This window comes from Dialister sp. (assembly GCF_047832375.1).
GTDB lineage: Bacteria > Bacillota > Negativicutes > Veillonellales > Dialisteraceae > Dialister.
Genome location: NZ_CP181256.1, coordinates 396,421 through 411,677, shown reverse-complemented (window position 1 = coordinate 411,677; position 15,257 = coordinate 396,421). Strand labels below are relative to the sequence as shown.

Sequence of the window (15,257 nt, the reverse complement as noted above, 5' to 3'; positions counted from 1 at the left end):
TCGTTTTTCTCTTAACTTAATAGCATTGCCCATAGGGGCCGGCCAGGGCAATGGCTGGCAGCTTCTCGCCGGGCTTCAGGTTCTTCGGAGTATACTGGTCTGCCACCAGGGTAATGCCGTAGCGGTTGTGGAATACCACCTTGTGATGGGCAACGGCCGGATTCTCCGGAAATACCTTGTCCCAGGCATTGGACAGTTTGCCTGCATCAATCGTTTCTTTCGGCGCCACGGAATCCTGTACTTTCGACGGATCCGGAATGGGACCCGGCACCGCCGCTTCCGCGGTAATCATCCCACCGCCCATAAGGAGCAGGCACGCAAGGCCCAGAACCATTTTCTTCACTGCAGTTTTTCTCATCATAGATCCCCTCTTCCATTACATAGCTTTTTCAAAAATTTTCCGGATTTCTTCCTTCGTGAGCACCTTGTAACCGCCGTCCAGGATCAGGGTTCCCTTCACCAGGTCATCCATCATATCCTCCGTGGCCCCCAGGTCCTTCAAGTGAAGCGCCAGACCCAGTTCCTTCATCCAGGACTCCATCCGTTTCAGTCCTTCCTTTGCCACTTCTTCGTCGGTCTTGTGGGCACTGTCTACATTCCAGACTGCCTTCGCAAAGCGGACAAACTTCGGCAGTCCCCATTTCATAATAAACCGGTAATAAGGAAGGGAAACGGCAGCCAGTGTCATACCATGGGTGGCATTGGTGCAGGCCCCCACAGACTGGCCCAGCATGTGGACCATCCAGTCCGTGGTCTTGCCTTTGGCAATGAGCGTATTCAGGGCCCATGTAGCATCCCACATGAGGTTGGAACGGGCTTCATAGTTCTTCGGGTCCTCTGCCGCCTTGCGGCCGGACTCGATGACGTTCCTCATGAGGCCCTCTGCCAGGTAATCGCTGGTATTATCGTCTTCTCCGGAGAAGTACTGTTCACAGATGTGGTTGAACATATCATAGATGCCGGCCACCATCTGGTACTTCGGCAGAGTCATGGTGTAAAGAGGATTCATGATGGAAAACCGGGGCATGATTTTCTCGTCCGCAAAGACATGTCCGATTTTCAGTTTCTTCTCAGGATAGGTGATGACGGAGCCCGCATTCATTTCTGAACCCGTTCCCACCATGGTGAGTACGGCTCCCACAGGAATGGTTTCACAGGCAGGTTCTTCCATCCTGATGAAATACTTTTCCCAGGGATCCTCCTCACAGTATACGGATACGGACAGAGCCTTGGCATAATCGATGACGGATCCGCCGCCCACGGCCAGGATGAAATCGGTCCCCGCCTTTCTGGCGATGTCCATGCCTTCATGGAGCTTATGGATGGTGGGGTTCGGCATGACGCCAGCAACCTCAGTTACCTCTTTCCCTTCTTCCCGGAGAATCCGGGTCACGTCGCCGTAAATGCCATTCTTCTTAATGGAACCACCGCCATAGACGAGAAGGACCTTCTTTCCATATTTCTTCAGTTCCCCGTGAAGGTTATCCAGGGCATGTTCCCCAAAATACAGTTTTGTCGGGTTGCAGTATGTAAAATCTCCTAACATGTTTTTTCTCCTTTGATCGCAAAAATAACGGTTTCATACCAGATTTATGCTCTAAAAAGTCATCTTCTCCTTCGGCTTGCCATGCGCCAGAGAATCCAGCCCACTTCCGTAAAAAGCAGGAATATCCCCAGCTGCACCAGTATGTAGCCCTGGGTATGGTACTTCAGGGCCGGCGTCATAAAGACCGGCATCCCCATGAGCCGCTGCCAGAGCCTGTCCTGGTAAGCCGCAAAGAGTCCGCCTGCGCCAATGAAAGGCACAAGAATTCCTGCGGCCATGCGGGCCACTTGGGAGCGGCGGGGAATGTGGAATACCTGGAGCAGCCGCTTCCACCAGCTTTCCACATGCTGCCCCATATGGATGCCCGCAAAAATCAGGAATCCCCGGGCCCCCAAGCTGTGGAGCTGGTAAAGCATGGGGCTTGTGCGGATGGCAGAGGGCACCAGATCCGAAAAGAGATTGGAAATAAGACAGCCGCTGATTATCGTAGTGAAGCAGGCAATGGCCAGAAGGAGGTCAATCAATGCCCCCATAATTCGGGGAATCGGCCAACGTCCCCGGGGAAGGGATTTCAGAAAATACCGGTTTTTCCAGACGTGGAAAATAATGGGTACCAGAAAAGCCACGCCCAATATTTCATGGAAAGGCCGGGGCATAAATAGAAAGCTCATTTCCAGAACCAGAATTGCCATCATCGCAAGGTCCAGTGCATATCTCACCGTACTTCCTCCTTCCCCCAGCGATATCATTTCTTCTCAATGGTTACCATACCCGGTCTCAGTTGGGAAATCCTGTCCCCATTTTCCAATACCCGGCCCAATTCATAGAGCTCCTCATTTTCCCTGTAGGGGCCATAGAAGAGAACCACATCTTTCCAGGGGCCGTAGTAGGCTAGTGTGCCTTCCCTGTTCTTCGCCCTTGGCGTATCTGATACATCCAGGGCGCCGGGATAAAAAATTTTTTCATTATCGCTGTAGTCTTTCAGTTCTATCTTGAGCGGAAGCCGCTGGTACAGGTCCATGGCTGCGGTGCTGTCATTCAGTCCATAGGACACCTCTCTTGTACCATCGCTGATGGTAATAATTCTTGGCTCCGCCACAGGGTTCAGGCTTTCTCCGTCTGCCACCGGAGACGGCGCGGGAGCAGGTGCCGCTCCTGCAGAAAAGGCAAAATGCCACGCCCCTGCTGCCAGGATAACCGCTGCCAGGACCCAGATTCCTTTTTTCATGATGTATCTCCTCTAATGAATCAGTCTTTGCTATCCTGGTTCGTTTCATTCTGCAGGGAAGTCACCACCGGATGTTCCAGGAAATCGTAGCACCGGTTCACTTCCACCGGATTTTCGGTATCCAGCATCTGGGGCTTGTGAAGGTCAAGGGCAGAAATGGCTCCTGTTTCTTCATCGGAAAGAGTAAAGTCCCAGATATCAAAGTTCTCCCGGATTCTTTCTTCATGGACACTTTTGGCGATGGCTGCCCAGCCGGTCTGTATTTCCCAGCGGAGAATCACCTGGCCCACCGTTTTCCCATGGGCCAAAGCAATCCGTTTCAGCAGGGGATTGGTAAACATGCCGTTCATTCCTTCCGCAAAGGGAGCCCAGGCCTGGGGCTGCACCCTCAGCTTCTTCATCCATTTCTCCTCTTCCTGCCTCACGTAGAAAGGATACCGTTCCACCTGGTCCACCTGAGGCATGGTATCCACATTCCTGCTGAAGTCCACCAGTTTCGCACTGCTGAAATTGCAGACTCCCAGAACCCGGATCCACCCTTCCCGGTAAAATTCTTCCATAGCCCGCCAGGCGCCGTAATAGTCAGCAAAGGGCATGTGGATCATGTACATATCCACGTACTCCAGTCCCAGCCGCTCCAGGGCCTCTTCGAAGGCCTTCCTCGTATAGCTGTAGCCATCGGGGCCCATCATGTATACCTTGGTGGAAACGAAAATGTCTTCCCAAGGAATACCGGACTCCCGGATGGCCTTCCCAACGGCCTCTTCATTCTGGTAGGACCAGGCCGTATCGATGAGCCGATACCCCGCATCCAGTGCCATTCTCACCGCTCCTTCGCAGGAAGCGGCGGGAATCTGGAATGTACCAAACCCGAAGGATAGCATTTTCACACCATTAGCCAGCGTAACATATTCCATAGGCATTCATTCCTTTCTGAATGAAATAGAGGGTATCATTAGAATCCCGCTTTCTGCAGCCAGGGGTCAATGACGTTGTAATCCGTATCTTTATCCAGCGTAAGGCCCTGGAAAATCTTCGCTCCCGGAGCCGCATGGGCAATGGCCGGCAGGCTTACCTCGATGGGGCTCGTAAAGGAGCACATATAGGGGACAATCAGCTTTCCATCCAGATGCTGCTTTTCAAGGAACGAGGGGATAATCATGGGCGCCGTAAACCACCAGGCCGGATAGCCGAGGATAATGACATCGTATTTGGAAAGGTCCGGCATTTCACCGGCAATCTTCGGCCGGGCATTTTCATCGACTTCCTTCGCCGCCACGTCCAGGATGCTGTCGTAGTCCGCCGGATAATCCGGGTCCCTTACGATTTCGTAAACATCGCCACCCACCTTCTGGTGGATCATCTGGGCTACTTCGCCGGAACGGCCGCCCCAGGTGAAGTAGGCAATCATCACTTTCTTATCCTTATTGGACCCCGCCGGAAGTTCTTTAATGAGAGGAATGGACTTCGCTTCCTCCTTGTGCTTCATCTCCAGTACATCCTTCAGGTCCTCGGACATGGGCTTTCCCGTGGGATTCGGCACATAGGCCCCAGCCTCCGCCTTTGGCTCCGGTGATGCGGAGGTACTGGCAGTGCTGCTCTGTCCGCCGCAGGCAGAAATCCCAAGGACAACCATACCTGCCACCGCACATCCCAGTAAACGAAGAATCATCTTTTTCATATTTTTCTCCTTTCTTCCATGGAACATTATCTTTCATCTAAAAGATTACGCTTTTCTTCTATTAATAGCCAATACTTATAATAAATGGAATCCCATAGACAGAAAGCATGAAAGTGCAACGAAATAGAGGAGTATAGCTGACGGCTTACAGCTTACGGCTAACCGCTTTCCGCCATTTCTCGCGGTGACCCTATCCATAAAAAAAGAGCCCCTCCAGAGAAGGGGCTGCCCAAAGGGCGGGGGATGGATCTGCCTCGCAGAAGCGGTATTTGTAAAGCAAATACGTCCTGCAGTAAGAGAGCCGGATTGGCTATGCATTATTTGTACTGATTCCCATTTTGCCGGTCTTCCTGCTATCCCCATCAGATGAGCTGTTTTGTCTCCCATGCCCCTTCCTGCCACCGTTTCACCATGAGGAGGGCCCGGAAGAGCCAGTCCAGGCACATGGCCAGTGTGACTCCTACCACCCCCCCATATCCAGCCAGATACCGAGGATGACGGACAACGCCACCCGGCAGAAGGTGCCGAAAATAGTAATGTACATGGGCACCTTCACGTCCCCCGCCGCCCGGAGACCGAAGGCCAGGGGCTGGGAGAAGGGGAAGAAAAAGGCGTTGCACAGGTTGTGAAGTACCACCAGCACCAACACCAGCTGCCGGGTTTCTTCGGTGAGAGGGTACCACTGCAGGGCGAGGAATGCGGCTATAAGGACGAGGAGGTTCCAGAATACCGATAGCCCCAGCGTCATATGGCTGAGCTTTCTGAAATAGTAGGCCGCCGCCTCCTTCATACCTGCCCCCATACACCGTCCGATGACCGTCACATAGACATATCCCATGGTGACGCCGAACATGGCTGCCAGGCTCCAGATGCTCTGGGCCACGCCATTGGCCGCCATCTGGGATGTGCCAAAGAGGGCCACAATGCCCACCAGCAGTACCTTCATGAGCTGGAAAAAGCCATTCTCAATGGCATTGGGGATGGCCACTGCAAGAATCCGGCGAATCATATCCCGATGACAGGAGAAAATCATTTTCCATTCATAATAGACCGGCCTTTCCTGGCTGAAGGTCAGCATGGTCACCACAATGGCAGAGAACCATCGGGCCAATACTGTTGGCACCGCTACACCGGCAATGCCGGCATGGAATACAAAGAGTCCCAGAATATTGCCGATGATATTGATGCCGTTGCTTGCGGCTGATATCTTCATGGTGCAGGACGTATTTCCCAGACTCCGCTGGATAGCGGCGCCGGCATGGTAAATACCGAGAGCGGGATAGGAGAAGAGGCAGATTTTCATATATTCTGCAGCAGCCGCCATGACAGGGGGCTCCACATTTCCGAAAAGGAGGGAGAAGAAAGGCTCGTAAAACAGGCCGGCCAAAGCGGCCAGAGATATTCCGGTAAAGGCGGCGCAGGAAAGGAGCTGCCCTGCCCCACAATTTCCATTTTCCCGGTCACCGGCTCCCAGGTACTGGCTCACAATGACAGCACCGCAGGAGGAAAGGGCAATGAGGATATAGAGGAAAATCAGGTTGACCTGGTCCACCAGGGCCACTCCGGAGACCTCGGCCTCCCCCAGAAAGCTCACCATGAAGGTATCCGCAATTCCCAGGGCCACTACAAGGATCTGCTCGATGAAAAGGGGAACCATCATCTGCCACAGCTGGCTGTCAGAAAAGAGCCGTTCCTTTTGGGAAAGCGGCTTTTGCGCGGCCGGAATGACCAGCGACTTCCAGAAAAGAGCAGACGATTGTCCCATACTATCCTCCGTTATAGATTGGCACCCAGTTTTTCAGCCTGGTTTCCGAAATCCGACCGTTCCACAAGGGGCCGGGATCCACAGCCGATACCAAGAATCTTTCCGCAGTCCTGCCATCCCATGTAGCGGACCAGGGTGTCGTAGTGGTCCACCAGGGCACTCATGGTCCAGTCGTCACTGTTGTAGGCCGTAGCCATGAGAATGGACTTCTTTCCATGGAGCCGGCCTGTGCGGGAATAGAACCGGTCCACAATGGTCTTCAGCTGGGCAGACATGCCGAAGTAGTACAAAGGGGTGGTGAGGACCAGAAGGTCCGCCTCCAGCATTTTTGGCATCAGCGTCTTTTCGATATCATCCTGGAAAATGCAGGGCCCATTCATATGGCAGTGGTCGCATCCCCGGCAGGGATGGGTGTCGCTGTTTGCTGCATCGAAGAGAAACACTTCATGCCCCGCCGATTCAGCACCTTTGGCAAACCGTTCTGCCAGATAAATAGAAGTTGACTCATCTCTGGGATGGGGACTGCTTGTAATGACGACGATTTTCATTTTCTTACCTCCTGAAACCTGCCCTGGAACAGCACTGGCAGCAGAACCGCCATTTTGACCGGATGCTATGAATGTACTGCAGCCGCTGAGAAACAGTGTCAGCATGCCGAAGCCGGTGACCTTTAAAAACTCTCGCCTGTTCATTTTCTTTCTCCTTCAAAATCACAGGGAAAATAAATTCCCAGGCCCCATTCTACTTTCACAGTGCCGCTGCGATGAAAATACAGCTTCCCTCATAGAGAAGGAGCAGAGGCACCGCCAGAAGGCACTGGGAAAAAATGTCGGTGGTGGGCGTAATGAGTGCGGCCAGGATAAAAGAGGCCAATACCACGTACTTTCTGATACGCCTGAGTTTTGCCGATGTAACGAGCCCAGTCTCTGCCAAAAGCACAAGGAACAGAGGCAGGTTGAAGAGAATGCCGAAGGGAATGGTCATAAAAAACACGAAATCCATATAACTTTCCATAGAAAAGAGAGGCCTGATCCCATCGGATGTGAAATTCATCAGAAACGTCAGTCCCCGAGGCAGCACGATACCGTAAGAAAAGGCGATACCTCCCAGAAAGAGCAGCAGGGAGAGAGGAACCACCACGGCCAGGACCTTCTTTTCATGGGTCGTAAAAGCGGGCAGCAGGAATGCCCAGAGCTGGTAAAACCAGAAGGGTGACGCCACAATGGTGCCGGCGCAGAAGACAATCTTGAAGTAAATCATGAAGGCCTCGGCGGGCCTCATGAAATACAGGGTGCCCACATAGGATGTAAGGAAGGCCATGATTTCGTCCATGAAGAGGAAGGATACCCCCATGCCCATGACAATGGCCAGAAGGGACTTCAGGATCCTCTGCCGGAGCTCTTCCATATGGTCTGTCCAGCTCATGTTATTTCTCCTTTTCTTCTACCGGAGCGGCCTCCTTTTTGGGACTCTCTTTTACTTCCACCGGCGCGTTCAAGGCATCCTTGAATTCCTTCATACTCTTGCCCAGGGCACTTCCAATCATGGGAAGCTTTCCCGGTCCGAAAACAATGAGCCCGATCACCAGGATCAGCAGCAGTTCCGGTACTCCTAATCCAAACATAACAGACATCCTCCTTTCGAATTATTATCCTTGCGGGCCCCTGTTTCTTATCCCAGTGCCGGCAATGTTATTCATGGGGTAATAAAAAGGTCCAAAGGGAAGATTCCCAGGCTTTGCAATGAAATCTTCCCAGCAGCCCCATGAACCCACGAACCCTTTGAACCTTAAGAACCTTTAACCTTAGTACTTCTTCACCCAGTCAATGACGTCTTTTTCATTGAATCCGCCGGAGAACCGGGTGCCTCCCATCCAGTCGCCCTTGCCTGCTACCTGGTGGAGGTGTTCCGCACTGTCTCCCACTCCGCTGGATGCGGAGGTACAGAAAGGAATGACCCGTTTCCCGGAGAAATCATGGTTCTCTACGAAGGTGTACATAATGTTCGGCGCCTCTCCCCACCAGATGGGGTATCCCAGATATACGGTGCTGTAGGAATCCCAGGCCGGTACGTTGCCGCTGATAGCAGGGCGGATGGAGGGATCATTGTGTTCCTTCACGCTGCGGCTGTTGTCATCCAGGTAATCCAGGTCTGCTTTAGAATAAGGCTTTTCCGGTTTGATTTCCCAGATATCTCCCTTCGATTCCCGGGCAATTACATTGGCTGCCTTTCCCGTATTGCCGGTGGCAGAGAAATAGACCACAATGGTCTTGCCATTGCCGGCGGGATTTTTGACCGACTGGGAAGCGGCGGACGAATTGGCCGGCGCTGATGCCTGCTGGGTTCCATTGCTGCTGCCGCAGGCAGAAATTCCCATGATTGCTGCTGCTGCCATTCCCAATACTGCTGCTTTTTTCCAGATCATAGTTTCCTCCTTCAATCGGCCTTTCCGCCGATTTTTTCCTTTTTAAAAATTACATAATCCATCTGGTCCAGTAATTCCTGCTGTTTATGAATTTCCTCCAGAAGCTGCATCCTTCTTTTTTTCAGTTCCTTCAGATTCATTCCTTCTATAGACTGTGCTGAACATTCCACCATGGGGTTTCCTCTCTTTCCGGGCTGCCGGAAAATTATTTCTCTTCCAGCCTGTTGTATTCTTCATCTCCCACTTCTTCCACCCATTCGTTGGAAAGACCGGTGCCCGGGATTTCCAAGGCCAGGTGGCTGAACCAGCTGTCCTTCTTTGCCCCGTGCCAGTGTTTCACTTCCGGTGGGATTTCCACGATGTCCCCGGCCCTGAGACTCACCGGTTCCTGTCCTTCTGCCTGGTACCAGCCTTCCCCATCCACACAGATGAGGACCTGGCCGCCACCGGAAGCGGCGTGGTGGATGTGCCACCAGTTCCGACATCCCGGTTCGAAGGTCACGTTGCAGATGGTCATAGGATCTTCCGGTTTCGTGAGAACCTTCAGGTAGGAGGTGCCGGTGAAATATTTCGCATATCCCACATTTACTCCTCCCTGTCCGAAGAAGCCTCCATGCGCCGCGTCTCCCGTTTCATAGACCTCCTTTGCCATCCGGAAGGCCGCCCAGGCATTGGGCCAGCCTGCATAAAAGGCGATGTGGGTGAGGATTTCCGCCATTTCTTCCTGGGTCACCCCGTTCTTCTTCGCCGTTTCCAGATGGTACTTGAGGGAAGAATCCACAATACCCTTGCCGATGAGGGCGCTGATAGTGACAATGGAGCGGAGCTTCAGGGAAAGCTTTCCATCCCGGCTCCATACTTCGCCAAACAGCACGTCATCATTGAGTTTCGCAAATTCCGGTGCAAACTTTCCTAATACATCATGTCCTGCGATCTGTACAATCTTAGTCATTTTTTACTTCCTTCTTCCTGTAAATAAGTTGTCCTGTAGGGATATATATGACTTCCATTTCTCACTATCAGTATATCTGCGATGCTTTTTGATGGCCAATACTTATAATAAATCGCTATCCATACGGGCAAAGCATGATAGTTATCTTAGAAATAGAGTTCTGCCAATTTCAGTTTGTCGAGCTAATAGGGCGAAGCTGGTGGAGAGAGTCAAACGCGTGAGAGCTTCTATAGTAAACGACATTAATTACTTTACTTTAAATTGATGTATCTATGTGCTATACTTCAATTGGAGGTACAGTACATATGAACAATCGAAAGTATCACACTGATCCGGAAGAACTTTTGAGACAAGGTAAGGAGATTATGTCGTCTACTGATGACGCCAGGTTCCATTTCAGAGTATTCTCCGTAAACATGGTTCTATCCGGTTTGTCTGCTTCCCAAATCAGTAAATTAGCTGGTGTAAGCAAGATGACAATTTCATCCTGGGTAAAAATTGCTGATGAAAAGGGCTTTGACGCACTTAAATTAAAAGGGCACAAAGGCCGGCCCTCAAAGCTTACCAACGGGCAGCTAAAAGAAATCAAGCAGGCCCTTACTTCCGAGCCAAAACAATACGGCTACAATGTCTGGGATGGGCCGAGCTTGTCTGACTATATCAGTAGTAAGTACAACACTACGCTAAGCGTTAGACAATGCCAACGTCTATTTCACAGTCTGGGCTTTTCCCTTATCCGCCCCCAACTATATCCATCCAAGGGATACGAAGATACGGATGAACGAATTGCCTTTAAAAAAAATCGACGAAGTAAAAGCAGACAGTACCGCAATTCTGACATTTCAGGACGAAGTGCATTTCCAAATTCAGACTACAATTACACGTGGATGGTATGAAAAAGGCAGTGCACCTAAGGTGAAATCATTCCCGGCACGTTTCAAGTCTCCTTATAGTGGGTTTGTTATCCCAGAAACCGGAGAGTTATTTACGACAAAGCCGGAGAAATTCAACTATGAGACCACAATAGCCTCTATTCGTGAGTTCTTGGCTGCAAAACTGTTGCCGGAAGGCAAGCATTATGTTCTGGTAATGGACAATGCCCCTTGGCACAAAAAGGCCTATCGACTAATTGCTGTAGAAAAGCGGCCAGAATATGCGGATATATCAGATAAAATTACAATTTTGATGCTTCCTCCCTATTCACCTGATCTGAATCCAATCGAACAGGTTTGGAGAAAAACCCGCAGAGAATATACACACAATCGTTTCTTTGCAACCTTAATGGAACTTATGGAAACAGTTGAAAAAGCATTCGAGGCTTGGAAAAAGCCAAATAATCAGCTTCGAACCCTGTGCAGCTTTAAATAAAGTTATTTTTGTCGTTCACTATAGCTGTTAGCTGCTAGCTTCTAGGAAAGCTGGCCAGACTACGGCACGAATGACTGACGGAAATACCGGGTAGAAGCGCCGCAGGCGGATCAGCCTTCCTAACAGCTAGCCGCTAGAAGCTAGGAGCTCCATGCGAGTGACTCTACCCGTCAGCATGCAAAACCCATCAGCTCTACAAACCGCAATTTCGGCATGTGGATTGCGTTCTCCAACTTCTTAAAACGAATACTCCCCACCTCCGATGAACCGGGGCATTTCCCTGTTAATCACAGAAGCCATGATCCGTTTCATGTTCCAGTCCCCGTGGAGCCCATCCAGTGCCAGCCATTCCGGAATCTCATCCATCTGGGCAAAGGGGGCTGCCGTATCGATATGGGGCTGGGTCCGGATGAAATCATTGACCTGGGCAAAAGAATCCCGCCATCCTTCATAGGTTGGTTCCTGGAAAGCCTTTTCTATGCTGGCCGGATTGATGGGAGGAAGTGTCATGAGGATGGGTGTCATCCCATGGTCACGGGCTTCCTTCTGGATTTCTTTCAGGTCCGAGATCACGGAGTCCGGGGAAACGCCGGCCCGGAGGCTGTTGGTGCCTCCCATGACAAGAAGATAATCGGGATGGAAGGGAACCACGTCCTTTTGGAACCGGTCCACCATCATTTTACTGGTGTCCCCGCTTTCCGACAGGTTGATAGACGGGAAGTCCAAATAGGACTCGTAGCTGTAAGAGAAATCGGCAGGGCTGAAAGACAGATGGCCTCCGCCATGGGAAATGCTGTCTCCGAAGACCGCCACTTTCCAATGGTCCGAGGGGGCGGTGTGCATTTCCTGGGGCAGACTCCATTCGACCACCGGATTTCCTGCCCGATCCATGCCTCTCACACGCCAGTAGTAGGTACCGGTACGGGGTCTCTTGTCATAGAGGTCCGTGAGCTCCGTTACATCGGCGTAAACCCGGTATTTCGATGGCGCCCAGCCATCCAGTTTTTCCGGATAATGGTCAAGCACTTCTACTTCAAACTTTTCGGCCCCCGGGTTTGGGGTATAGGCATATACCGGATACAGCAGCACCGTACCATTTCCCTTATTGAAGGGATTGTGGGGCATCGGCGCATTCCGTCCTGCCTTTGTGAGAGAGCTCGTGAGCTCCGCCGGCTGGGACCAGTGGCCCACAGGGTTCCCATCCAGGTCGTAGGGCCGCACTCGGAAAAACAGGGGCTCTCCCTGGGGAAGGGCAGTGGTATCCAGCCTGACACTGTTCATATAGATATGTTCATTCCGATATACTGCACCTGATACAGGCGCTTCGTCATCCAGCCCTGTCGGCACTCCTGCAAAAACCTCCAGTTCCCAGCGCACGGCGTTCAGGTTCTGGGGCCAGCCGAGAACACCAAGGCCGCTGCTCTCTTTCCATGTCACCGCTTCTGCCGCCCGTACATTGGCGCACCGGTAATGGCTGATACCAAGGGCTGCCGCCGGTACCAGGGCAAGTACCATACCTGCCAGAATGACTTTGCCAAGAACATGCCGTTTCATTTGTTTTCTCCTTTCACCAGACTTCGCAGGGATCTTCCCTCTTTCTGTACACAGTATACTTGCAGATCCTAACAATAGCCAATACTTATAATAAATAGGAAATCATACTTATAAAGCATTGTATTTGAAAGGAAGATAGCATCTTTGCTCAGACGCAGATATTGCGATATTTCAGTTTGTCGAGCTGTTGGGTTTGGCGGTTAGTATGCTTGCGTGTAGAGTCATTCACACGGGGCTGCTAGCTTCTAGCGGCTAGCTGTTAGGAAGGCTGATCCGCCTGCGGCGCTTTCTTTCCGTTATTTCCGTCAGTCATTCGTGCCGTAGGCTGGCCAGCTTTCCTAGAAGCCAGGAGCTAGCAGCTAGAAGCTCCGTGCGAATGACGCTACCTATCAGCGCATGATACAACAGCCCTGCAACCGCAAATTGACAAAACGGAATGAACTATACACCACAAAAAAAGGTACCGGCCCATAAGGGTACAGTACCTTTCTGTTTTTCCTTTCTTCTCTTTTCCAGTCTCTACGGATGCGAAATGAATGGAGTAACTTCCGATTGGAAGACTCACAGCCTTTTTCCGGGCTCCTATGCCTCCACGGTTTCCCGCTTCTCTCCGTGGTCCTTCAGGTATTCAATGAACGCCGCTGCCGCCCGGCTGAAGGGCTGGTTTCTCCTCCAGGCCAGGGCCGGCGGCGCCAGCATGACCGGAGTGAGCGGCCGGAAAACGATACGGGATTCATCGAGGAATGGCAGGGCTCCTTCAGAACCCATGAAGTATCCCATTCCCTCTTCCACCATGAGAACCGCATTGCTGGGAAGGTTCGTAATGATGGGAACATGGTTCAGATGAACACCCTGGCCGGACAGGGAAAAATAGCGGGATAGGATATCGCTTCGGCTGGATGCGATAACCGGCTCATTTTTCAGGGCCTTTATATTGACCATTTTTTCTGCAGCCAAAGGAGCATCGGCTCTCATGTAAATGCCCCACCGTCCGGGACGGCCAAAGGGAAGGGCCTCATATTTCTCCATGTCAAAGGGCTGCACCAGGAGGGACACGTCAATAAGCCCCCGGTCCATCCTTTCGCAGAGGATATCAGTCACCGCCGTAAGGAAACGGAATTCCACCAAAGGATGGGCCACTTGGAATTCGTGGATGAGGCGGATGAAGTCCCGACTCGCCGGAAGGTCACCGCCTCCCACGCTGACGGTGCCTTCCAGTTTTTCTTCGGACTCCGTCACCTCCCGCTCCGTCCGCTCTACGAGAGACAGGATTTCCTCCGCCCGGCGCCGCAGGAGGAATCCCTCTTCGGTGAGGGTAATTTTCCGCTTTCCCCGGATCAGGAGTTTGACTCCCAGTTCCTCCTCCAGCTCCGAAAGCTGCCGGGACAGGGTGGGCTGGGTCAGGTGAAGCCGCTCGGCGGCCCTGGTAATATTCCCTTCCCGGGCTACCATGAGGAAGTAATTCAAAACACGAAGTTCCATAGATTTTCTCCCTGTTACATAGAAAGTGATAAATAGGATACCGCTCTAATCGGGTGAATGGTTCGTAAGGGTGGTGGGTTGGCATCGCTGCGCTCGCCAACCGGGTTGTGGCTTCAATATCGCTGCGCTCATTGAAGCGGGGGCATAGGGTAAACAAGCTTCGCCAAAATTGCTGTCTTTTGGAAGCCCAGTCACACAGACAAATTTCCGGTTGGTAAGTCGCTCCCCCTGGCCGCAGGCCCATTCCACATTATGCCGCCGGCGCGAAGCGCCCATAACCCGGTCGGGCCAGCGAAGCGGCGCCCGGCCTACAACCTTTACCGATTGGTGCGCCCACCAGCCACATTTCCAACAATTTAGACAAAAAGAGCTTTACCAAAATGGCAAAGCTCAATACATCAGAAACTCCTGACTCCCTTATAGAGCAGTTCCTTCACGAAATTGGGAAGGACGAAGCAGCTCTTCTGGATGCCCGGGTTGTAATACTTCATGGGCTGGGGCATATCTTTGCGGATATCCGCCGTCAGGGGATCGTATTTCTTGGACGCCAGCATGAAAGAATGCATGCAGGCCGGGTAAATGGGGACGTGGGAATAGTACATGCGGACGATGGGGAATACATCATTCATGGCTTCAAACACGTCGTGCACTGTCTGCTGCTGCACAATGGGAGACTCCGTCTGCTGCACGATGAGTCCATCTTCCCGAAGGGCAGAAAAAGCACTCCGGTAGAAATCCCTCGTGAAGAGTCCCTCCCCCGGACCGATGGGGTCGGAGCAGTCGATGATGATGACATCGTAAAAATCTTTTACCTGTTTCGCAAAAGCGATGCCGTCTCCCACATGGACGTGGAGCTTTTCCGGAGGATTGTTCAGTACTTTGGAAATGGTGGGGAAATACTCCTTCGAAAGATCAATGACCCTGCCATCGATGTCGCAGAGATCCACCTGTTTCACGCAATCATGGCGGCATACTTCCCGGGCCACGCCGCCGTCGCCGCCACCGATAATGAGCACCCGTTCCGGATGGGGATGCATCATGAGTGGCACGTGGGAAATCATTTCATGGTAGGTCCATTCGTCCTTTACGGAAGTCTGGAATACGCCGTCCAGAATAAGGATCCGTCCATACTGGAGGGTATCGGCGATCTGGATATGCTGGAACGGGGTCTGTTCTTCGTGGACCATTTTCGTGATTTTCAAAGTAAGCCCCAGATTTTCATTGGCCCATTCCGTGACATACTGCTTTTCTTCCAT

18 protein-coding genes are annotated in these 15,257 nt (G+C 51.9%); 2 read left to right on the top strand and 16 right to left on the bottom strand.

Features of this window, described 5'->3' with window-relative positions:
• Positions 1-16 precede the first annotated feature (16 nt).
• From ACFWUL_RS01700 to ACFWUL_RS01640, 13 genes are all read right to left on the bottom strand, one after another.
• A complete protein-coding gene (locus tag ACFWUL_RS01700) occupies positions 17-361 on the bottom strand; it encodes a hypothetical protein (RefSeq protein WP_416177616.1) in 345 nt (114 codons plus the stop codon).
• 15 nt (positions 362-376) lie between these two features.
• Positions 377-1,546 (bottom strand): iron-containing alcohol dehydrogenase, encoded by a 1,170-nt coding sequence (locus ACFWUL_RS01695; RefSeq protein ID WP_297022829.1) that lies wholly within the window; start codon positions 1,544-1,546, stop codon positions 377-379.
• Positions 1,547-1,605: 59 nt separating this feature from the next.
• On the bottom strand, positions 1,606-2,265 hold the full coding sequence (locus ACFWUL_RS01690) for a hypothetical protein (protein ID WP_297022831.1): 660 nt from the start codon (positions 2,263-2,265) through the stop codon (positions 1,606-1,608).
• A gap of 26 nt (positions 2,266-2,291) precedes the next feature.
• Complete coding sequence (locus tag ACFWUL_RS01685; RefSeq protein ID WP_416177615.1) at positions 2,292-2,774, bottom strand: cyclophilin-like fold protein; 483 nt, start codon at positions 2,772-2,774, stop codon at positions 2,292-2,294.
• Positions 2,775-2,794: 20 nt separating this feature from the next.
• On the bottom strand, positions 2,795-3,691 hold the full coding sequence (locus ACFWUL_RS01680; protein ID WP_416177614.1) for an aldo/keto reductase: 897 nt from the start codon (positions 3,689-3,691) through the stop codon (positions 2,795-2,797).
• Between the two features lie 38 nt (positions 3,692-3,729).
• Complete coding sequence (locus ACFWUL_RS01675; RefSeq protein ID WP_297022835.1) at positions 3,730-4,455, bottom strand: flavodoxin; 726 nt, start codon at positions 4,453-4,455, stop codon at positions 3,730-3,732.
• 460 nt (positions 4,456-4,915) lie between these two features.
• Positions 4,916-6,220, bottom strand: coding sequence for an MATE family efflux transporter (locus tag ACFWUL_RS01670; RefSeq protein WP_416177613.1), 1,305 nt, complete (start codon positions 6,218-6,220; stop codon positions 4,916-4,918).
• An 11-nt stretch (positions 6,221-6,231) separates the two neighbouring features.
• A complete protein-coding gene (locus ACFWUL_RS01665) occupies positions 6,232-6,768 on the bottom strand; it encodes a flavodoxin family protein (protein WP_416177612.1) in 537 nt (178 codons plus the stop codon).
• Positions 6,769-6,967: 199 nt separating this feature from the next.
• Positions 6,968-7,645 (bottom strand): twin-arginine translocase subunit TatC, encoded by a 678-nt coding sequence (tatC, locus tag ACFWUL_RS01660; RefSeq protein ID WP_416177611.1) that lies wholly within the window; start codon positions 7,643-7,645, stop codon positions 6,968-6,970.
• Position 7,646: 1 nt separating this feature from the next.
• On the bottom strand, positions 7,647-7,844 hold the full coding sequence (gene tatA, locus ACFWUL_RS01655) for a twin-arginine translocase TatA/TatE family subunit (protein ID WP_297022845.1): 198 nt from the start codon (positions 7,842-7,844) through the stop codon (positions 7,647-7,649).
• A 180-nt stretch (positions 7,845-8,024) separates the two neighbouring features.
• On the bottom strand, positions 8,025-8,645 hold the full coding sequence (locus tag ACFWUL_RS01650) for a flavodoxin (RefSeq protein WP_416177610.1): 621 nt from the start codon (positions 8,643-8,645) through the stop codon (positions 8,025-8,027).
• An 11-nt stretch (positions 8,646-8,656) separates the two neighbouring features.
• Entirely contained in the window at positions 8,657-8,818 is a 162-nt protein-coding gene (locus tag ACFWUL_RS01645; protein WP_297022850.1) for a hypothetical protein, read from the bottom strand.
• 32 nt (positions 8,819-8,850) lie between these two features.
• On the bottom strand, positions 8,851-9,597 hold the full coding sequence (locus tag ACFWUL_RS01640) for a carboxymuconolactone decarboxylase family protein (RefSeq protein ID WP_416177609.1): 747 nt from the start codon (positions 9,595-9,597) through the stop codon (positions 8,851-8,853).
• 272 nt (positions 9,598-9,869) lie between these two features.
• Between ACFWUL_RS01640 and ACFWUL_RS01635 the strand changes: the two genes are divergently transcribed.
• Together ACFWUL_RS01635 and ACFWUL_RS01630 are read left to right on the top strand one after the other, a co-directional pair.
• Positions 9,870-10,493 (top strand): helix-turn-helix domain-containing protein, encoded by a 624-nt coding sequence (locus ACFWUL_RS01635; RefSeq protein ID WP_416177608.1) that lies wholly within the window; start codon positions 9,870-9,872, stop codon positions 10,491-10,493.
• A complete protein-coding gene (locus tag ACFWUL_RS01630; RefSeq protein WP_416177607.1) occupies positions 10,375-10,965 on the top strand; it encodes an IS630 family transposase in 591 nt (196 codons plus the stop codon). The genes ACFWUL_RS01635 and ACFWUL_RS01630 overlap by 119 nt, the downstream gene beginning before the upstream one ends.
• A 237-nt stretch (positions 10,966-11,202) precedes the next feature.
• Here ACFWUL_RS01630 and ACFWUL_RS01625 read toward each other — a convergent pair whose 3' ends face one another.
• The 3 genes from ACFWUL_RS01625 to speE form a co-directional block, all read right to left on the bottom strand.
• Positions 11,203-12,519 (bottom strand): SGNH/GDSL hydrolase family protein, encoded by a 1,317-nt coding sequence (locus tag ACFWUL_RS01625; protein WP_416177606.1) that lies wholly within the window; start codon positions 12,517-12,519, stop codon positions 11,203-11,205.
• 582 nt (positions 12,520-13,101) lie between these two features.
• Entirely contained in the window at positions 13,102-14,001 is a 900-nt protein-coding gene (locus ACFWUL_RS01620) for a LysR family transcriptional regulator (RefSeq protein WP_416177605.1), read from the bottom strand.
• 398 nt (positions 14,002-14,399) lie between these two features.
• Positions 14,400-15,257, bottom strand: a complete 858-nt coding sequence (speE, locus tag ACFWUL_RS01615; RefSeq protein WP_416177604.1) for a polyamine aminopropyltransferase — start codon at positions 15,255-15,257, stop codon at positions 14,400-14,402.

Excerpts from the sequence above, each read along its gene's own strand:
- ACFWUL_RS01700 (WP_416177616.1), bottom strand. The coding sequence starts at position 361 with ATGATGAGAAAAACTGCAGTGAAGAAAATGGTTCTGGGCCTTGCGTGC.
- ACFWUL_RS01695 (WP_297022829.1), bottom strand. The coding sequence starts at position 1,546 with ATGTTAGGAGATTTTACATACTGCAACCCGACAAAACTGTATTTTGGG.
- ACFWUL_RS01685 (WP_416177615.1), bottom strand. The coding sequence starts at position 2,774 with ATGAAAAAAGGAATCTGGGTCCTGGCAGCGGTTATCCTGGCAGCAGGG.
- ACFWUL_RS01680 (WP_416177614.1), bottom strand. The coding sequence starts at position 3,691 with ATGGAATATGTTACGCTGGCTAATGGTGTGAAAATGCTATCCTTCGGG.
- ACFWUL_RS01675 (WP_297022835.1), bottom strand. The coding sequence starts at position 4,455 with ATGAAAAAGATGATTCTTCGTTTACTGGGATGTGCGGTGGCAGGTATG.
- ACFWUL_RS01670 (WP_416177613.1), bottom strand. The coding sequence starts at position 6,220 with ATGGGACAATCGTCTGCTCTTTTCTGGAAGTCGCTGGTCATTCCGGCC.
- ACFWUL_RS01665 (WP_416177612.1), bottom strand. The coding sequence starts at position 6,768 with ATGAAAATCGTCGTCATTACAAGCAGTCCCCATCCCAGAGATGAGTCA.
- tatC (WP_416177611.1), bottom strand. The coding sequence starts at position 7,645 with ATGAGCTGGACAGACCATATGGAAGAGCTCCGGCAGAGGATCCTGAAG.
- tatA (WP_297022845.1), bottom strand. The coding sequence starts at position 7,844 with ATGTTTGGATTAGGAGTACCGGAACTGCTGCTGATCCTGGTGATCGGG.
- ACFWUL_RS01650 (WP_416177610.1), bottom strand. The coding sequence starts at position 8,645 with ATGATCTGGAAAAAAGCAGCAGTATTGGGAATGGCAGCAGCAGCAATC.
- ACFWUL_RS01645 (WP_297022850.1), bottom strand. The coding sequence starts at position 8,818 with ATGGTGGAATGTTCAGCACAGTCTATAGAAGGAATGAATCTGAAGGAA.
- ACFWUL_RS01640 (WP_416177609.1), bottom strand. The coding sequence starts at position 9,597 with ATGACTAAGATTGTACAGATCGCAGGACATGATGTATTAGGAAAGTTT.
- ACFWUL_RS01635 (WP_416177608.1), top strand. The coding sequence starts at position 9,870 with ATGTGCTATACTTCAATTGGAGGTACAGTACATATGAACAATCGAAAG.
- ACFWUL_RS01630 (WP_416177607.1), top strand. The coding sequence starts at position 10,375 with ATGAACGAATTGCCTTTAAAAAAAATCGACGAAGTAAAAGCAGACAGT.
- ACFWUL_RS01625 (WP_416177606.1), bottom strand. The coding sequence starts at position 12,519 with ATGAAACGGCATGTTCTTGGCAAAGTCATTCTGGCAGGTATGGTACTT.
- ACFWUL_RS01620 (WP_416177605.1), bottom strand. The coding sequence starts at position 14,001 with ATGGAACTTCGTGTTTTGAATTACTTCCTCATGGTAGCCCGGGAAGGG.
- speE (WP_416177604.1), bottom strand. The coding sequence starts at position 15,257 with ATGGAAGAAAAGCAGTATGTCACGGAATGGGCCAATGAAAATCTGGGG.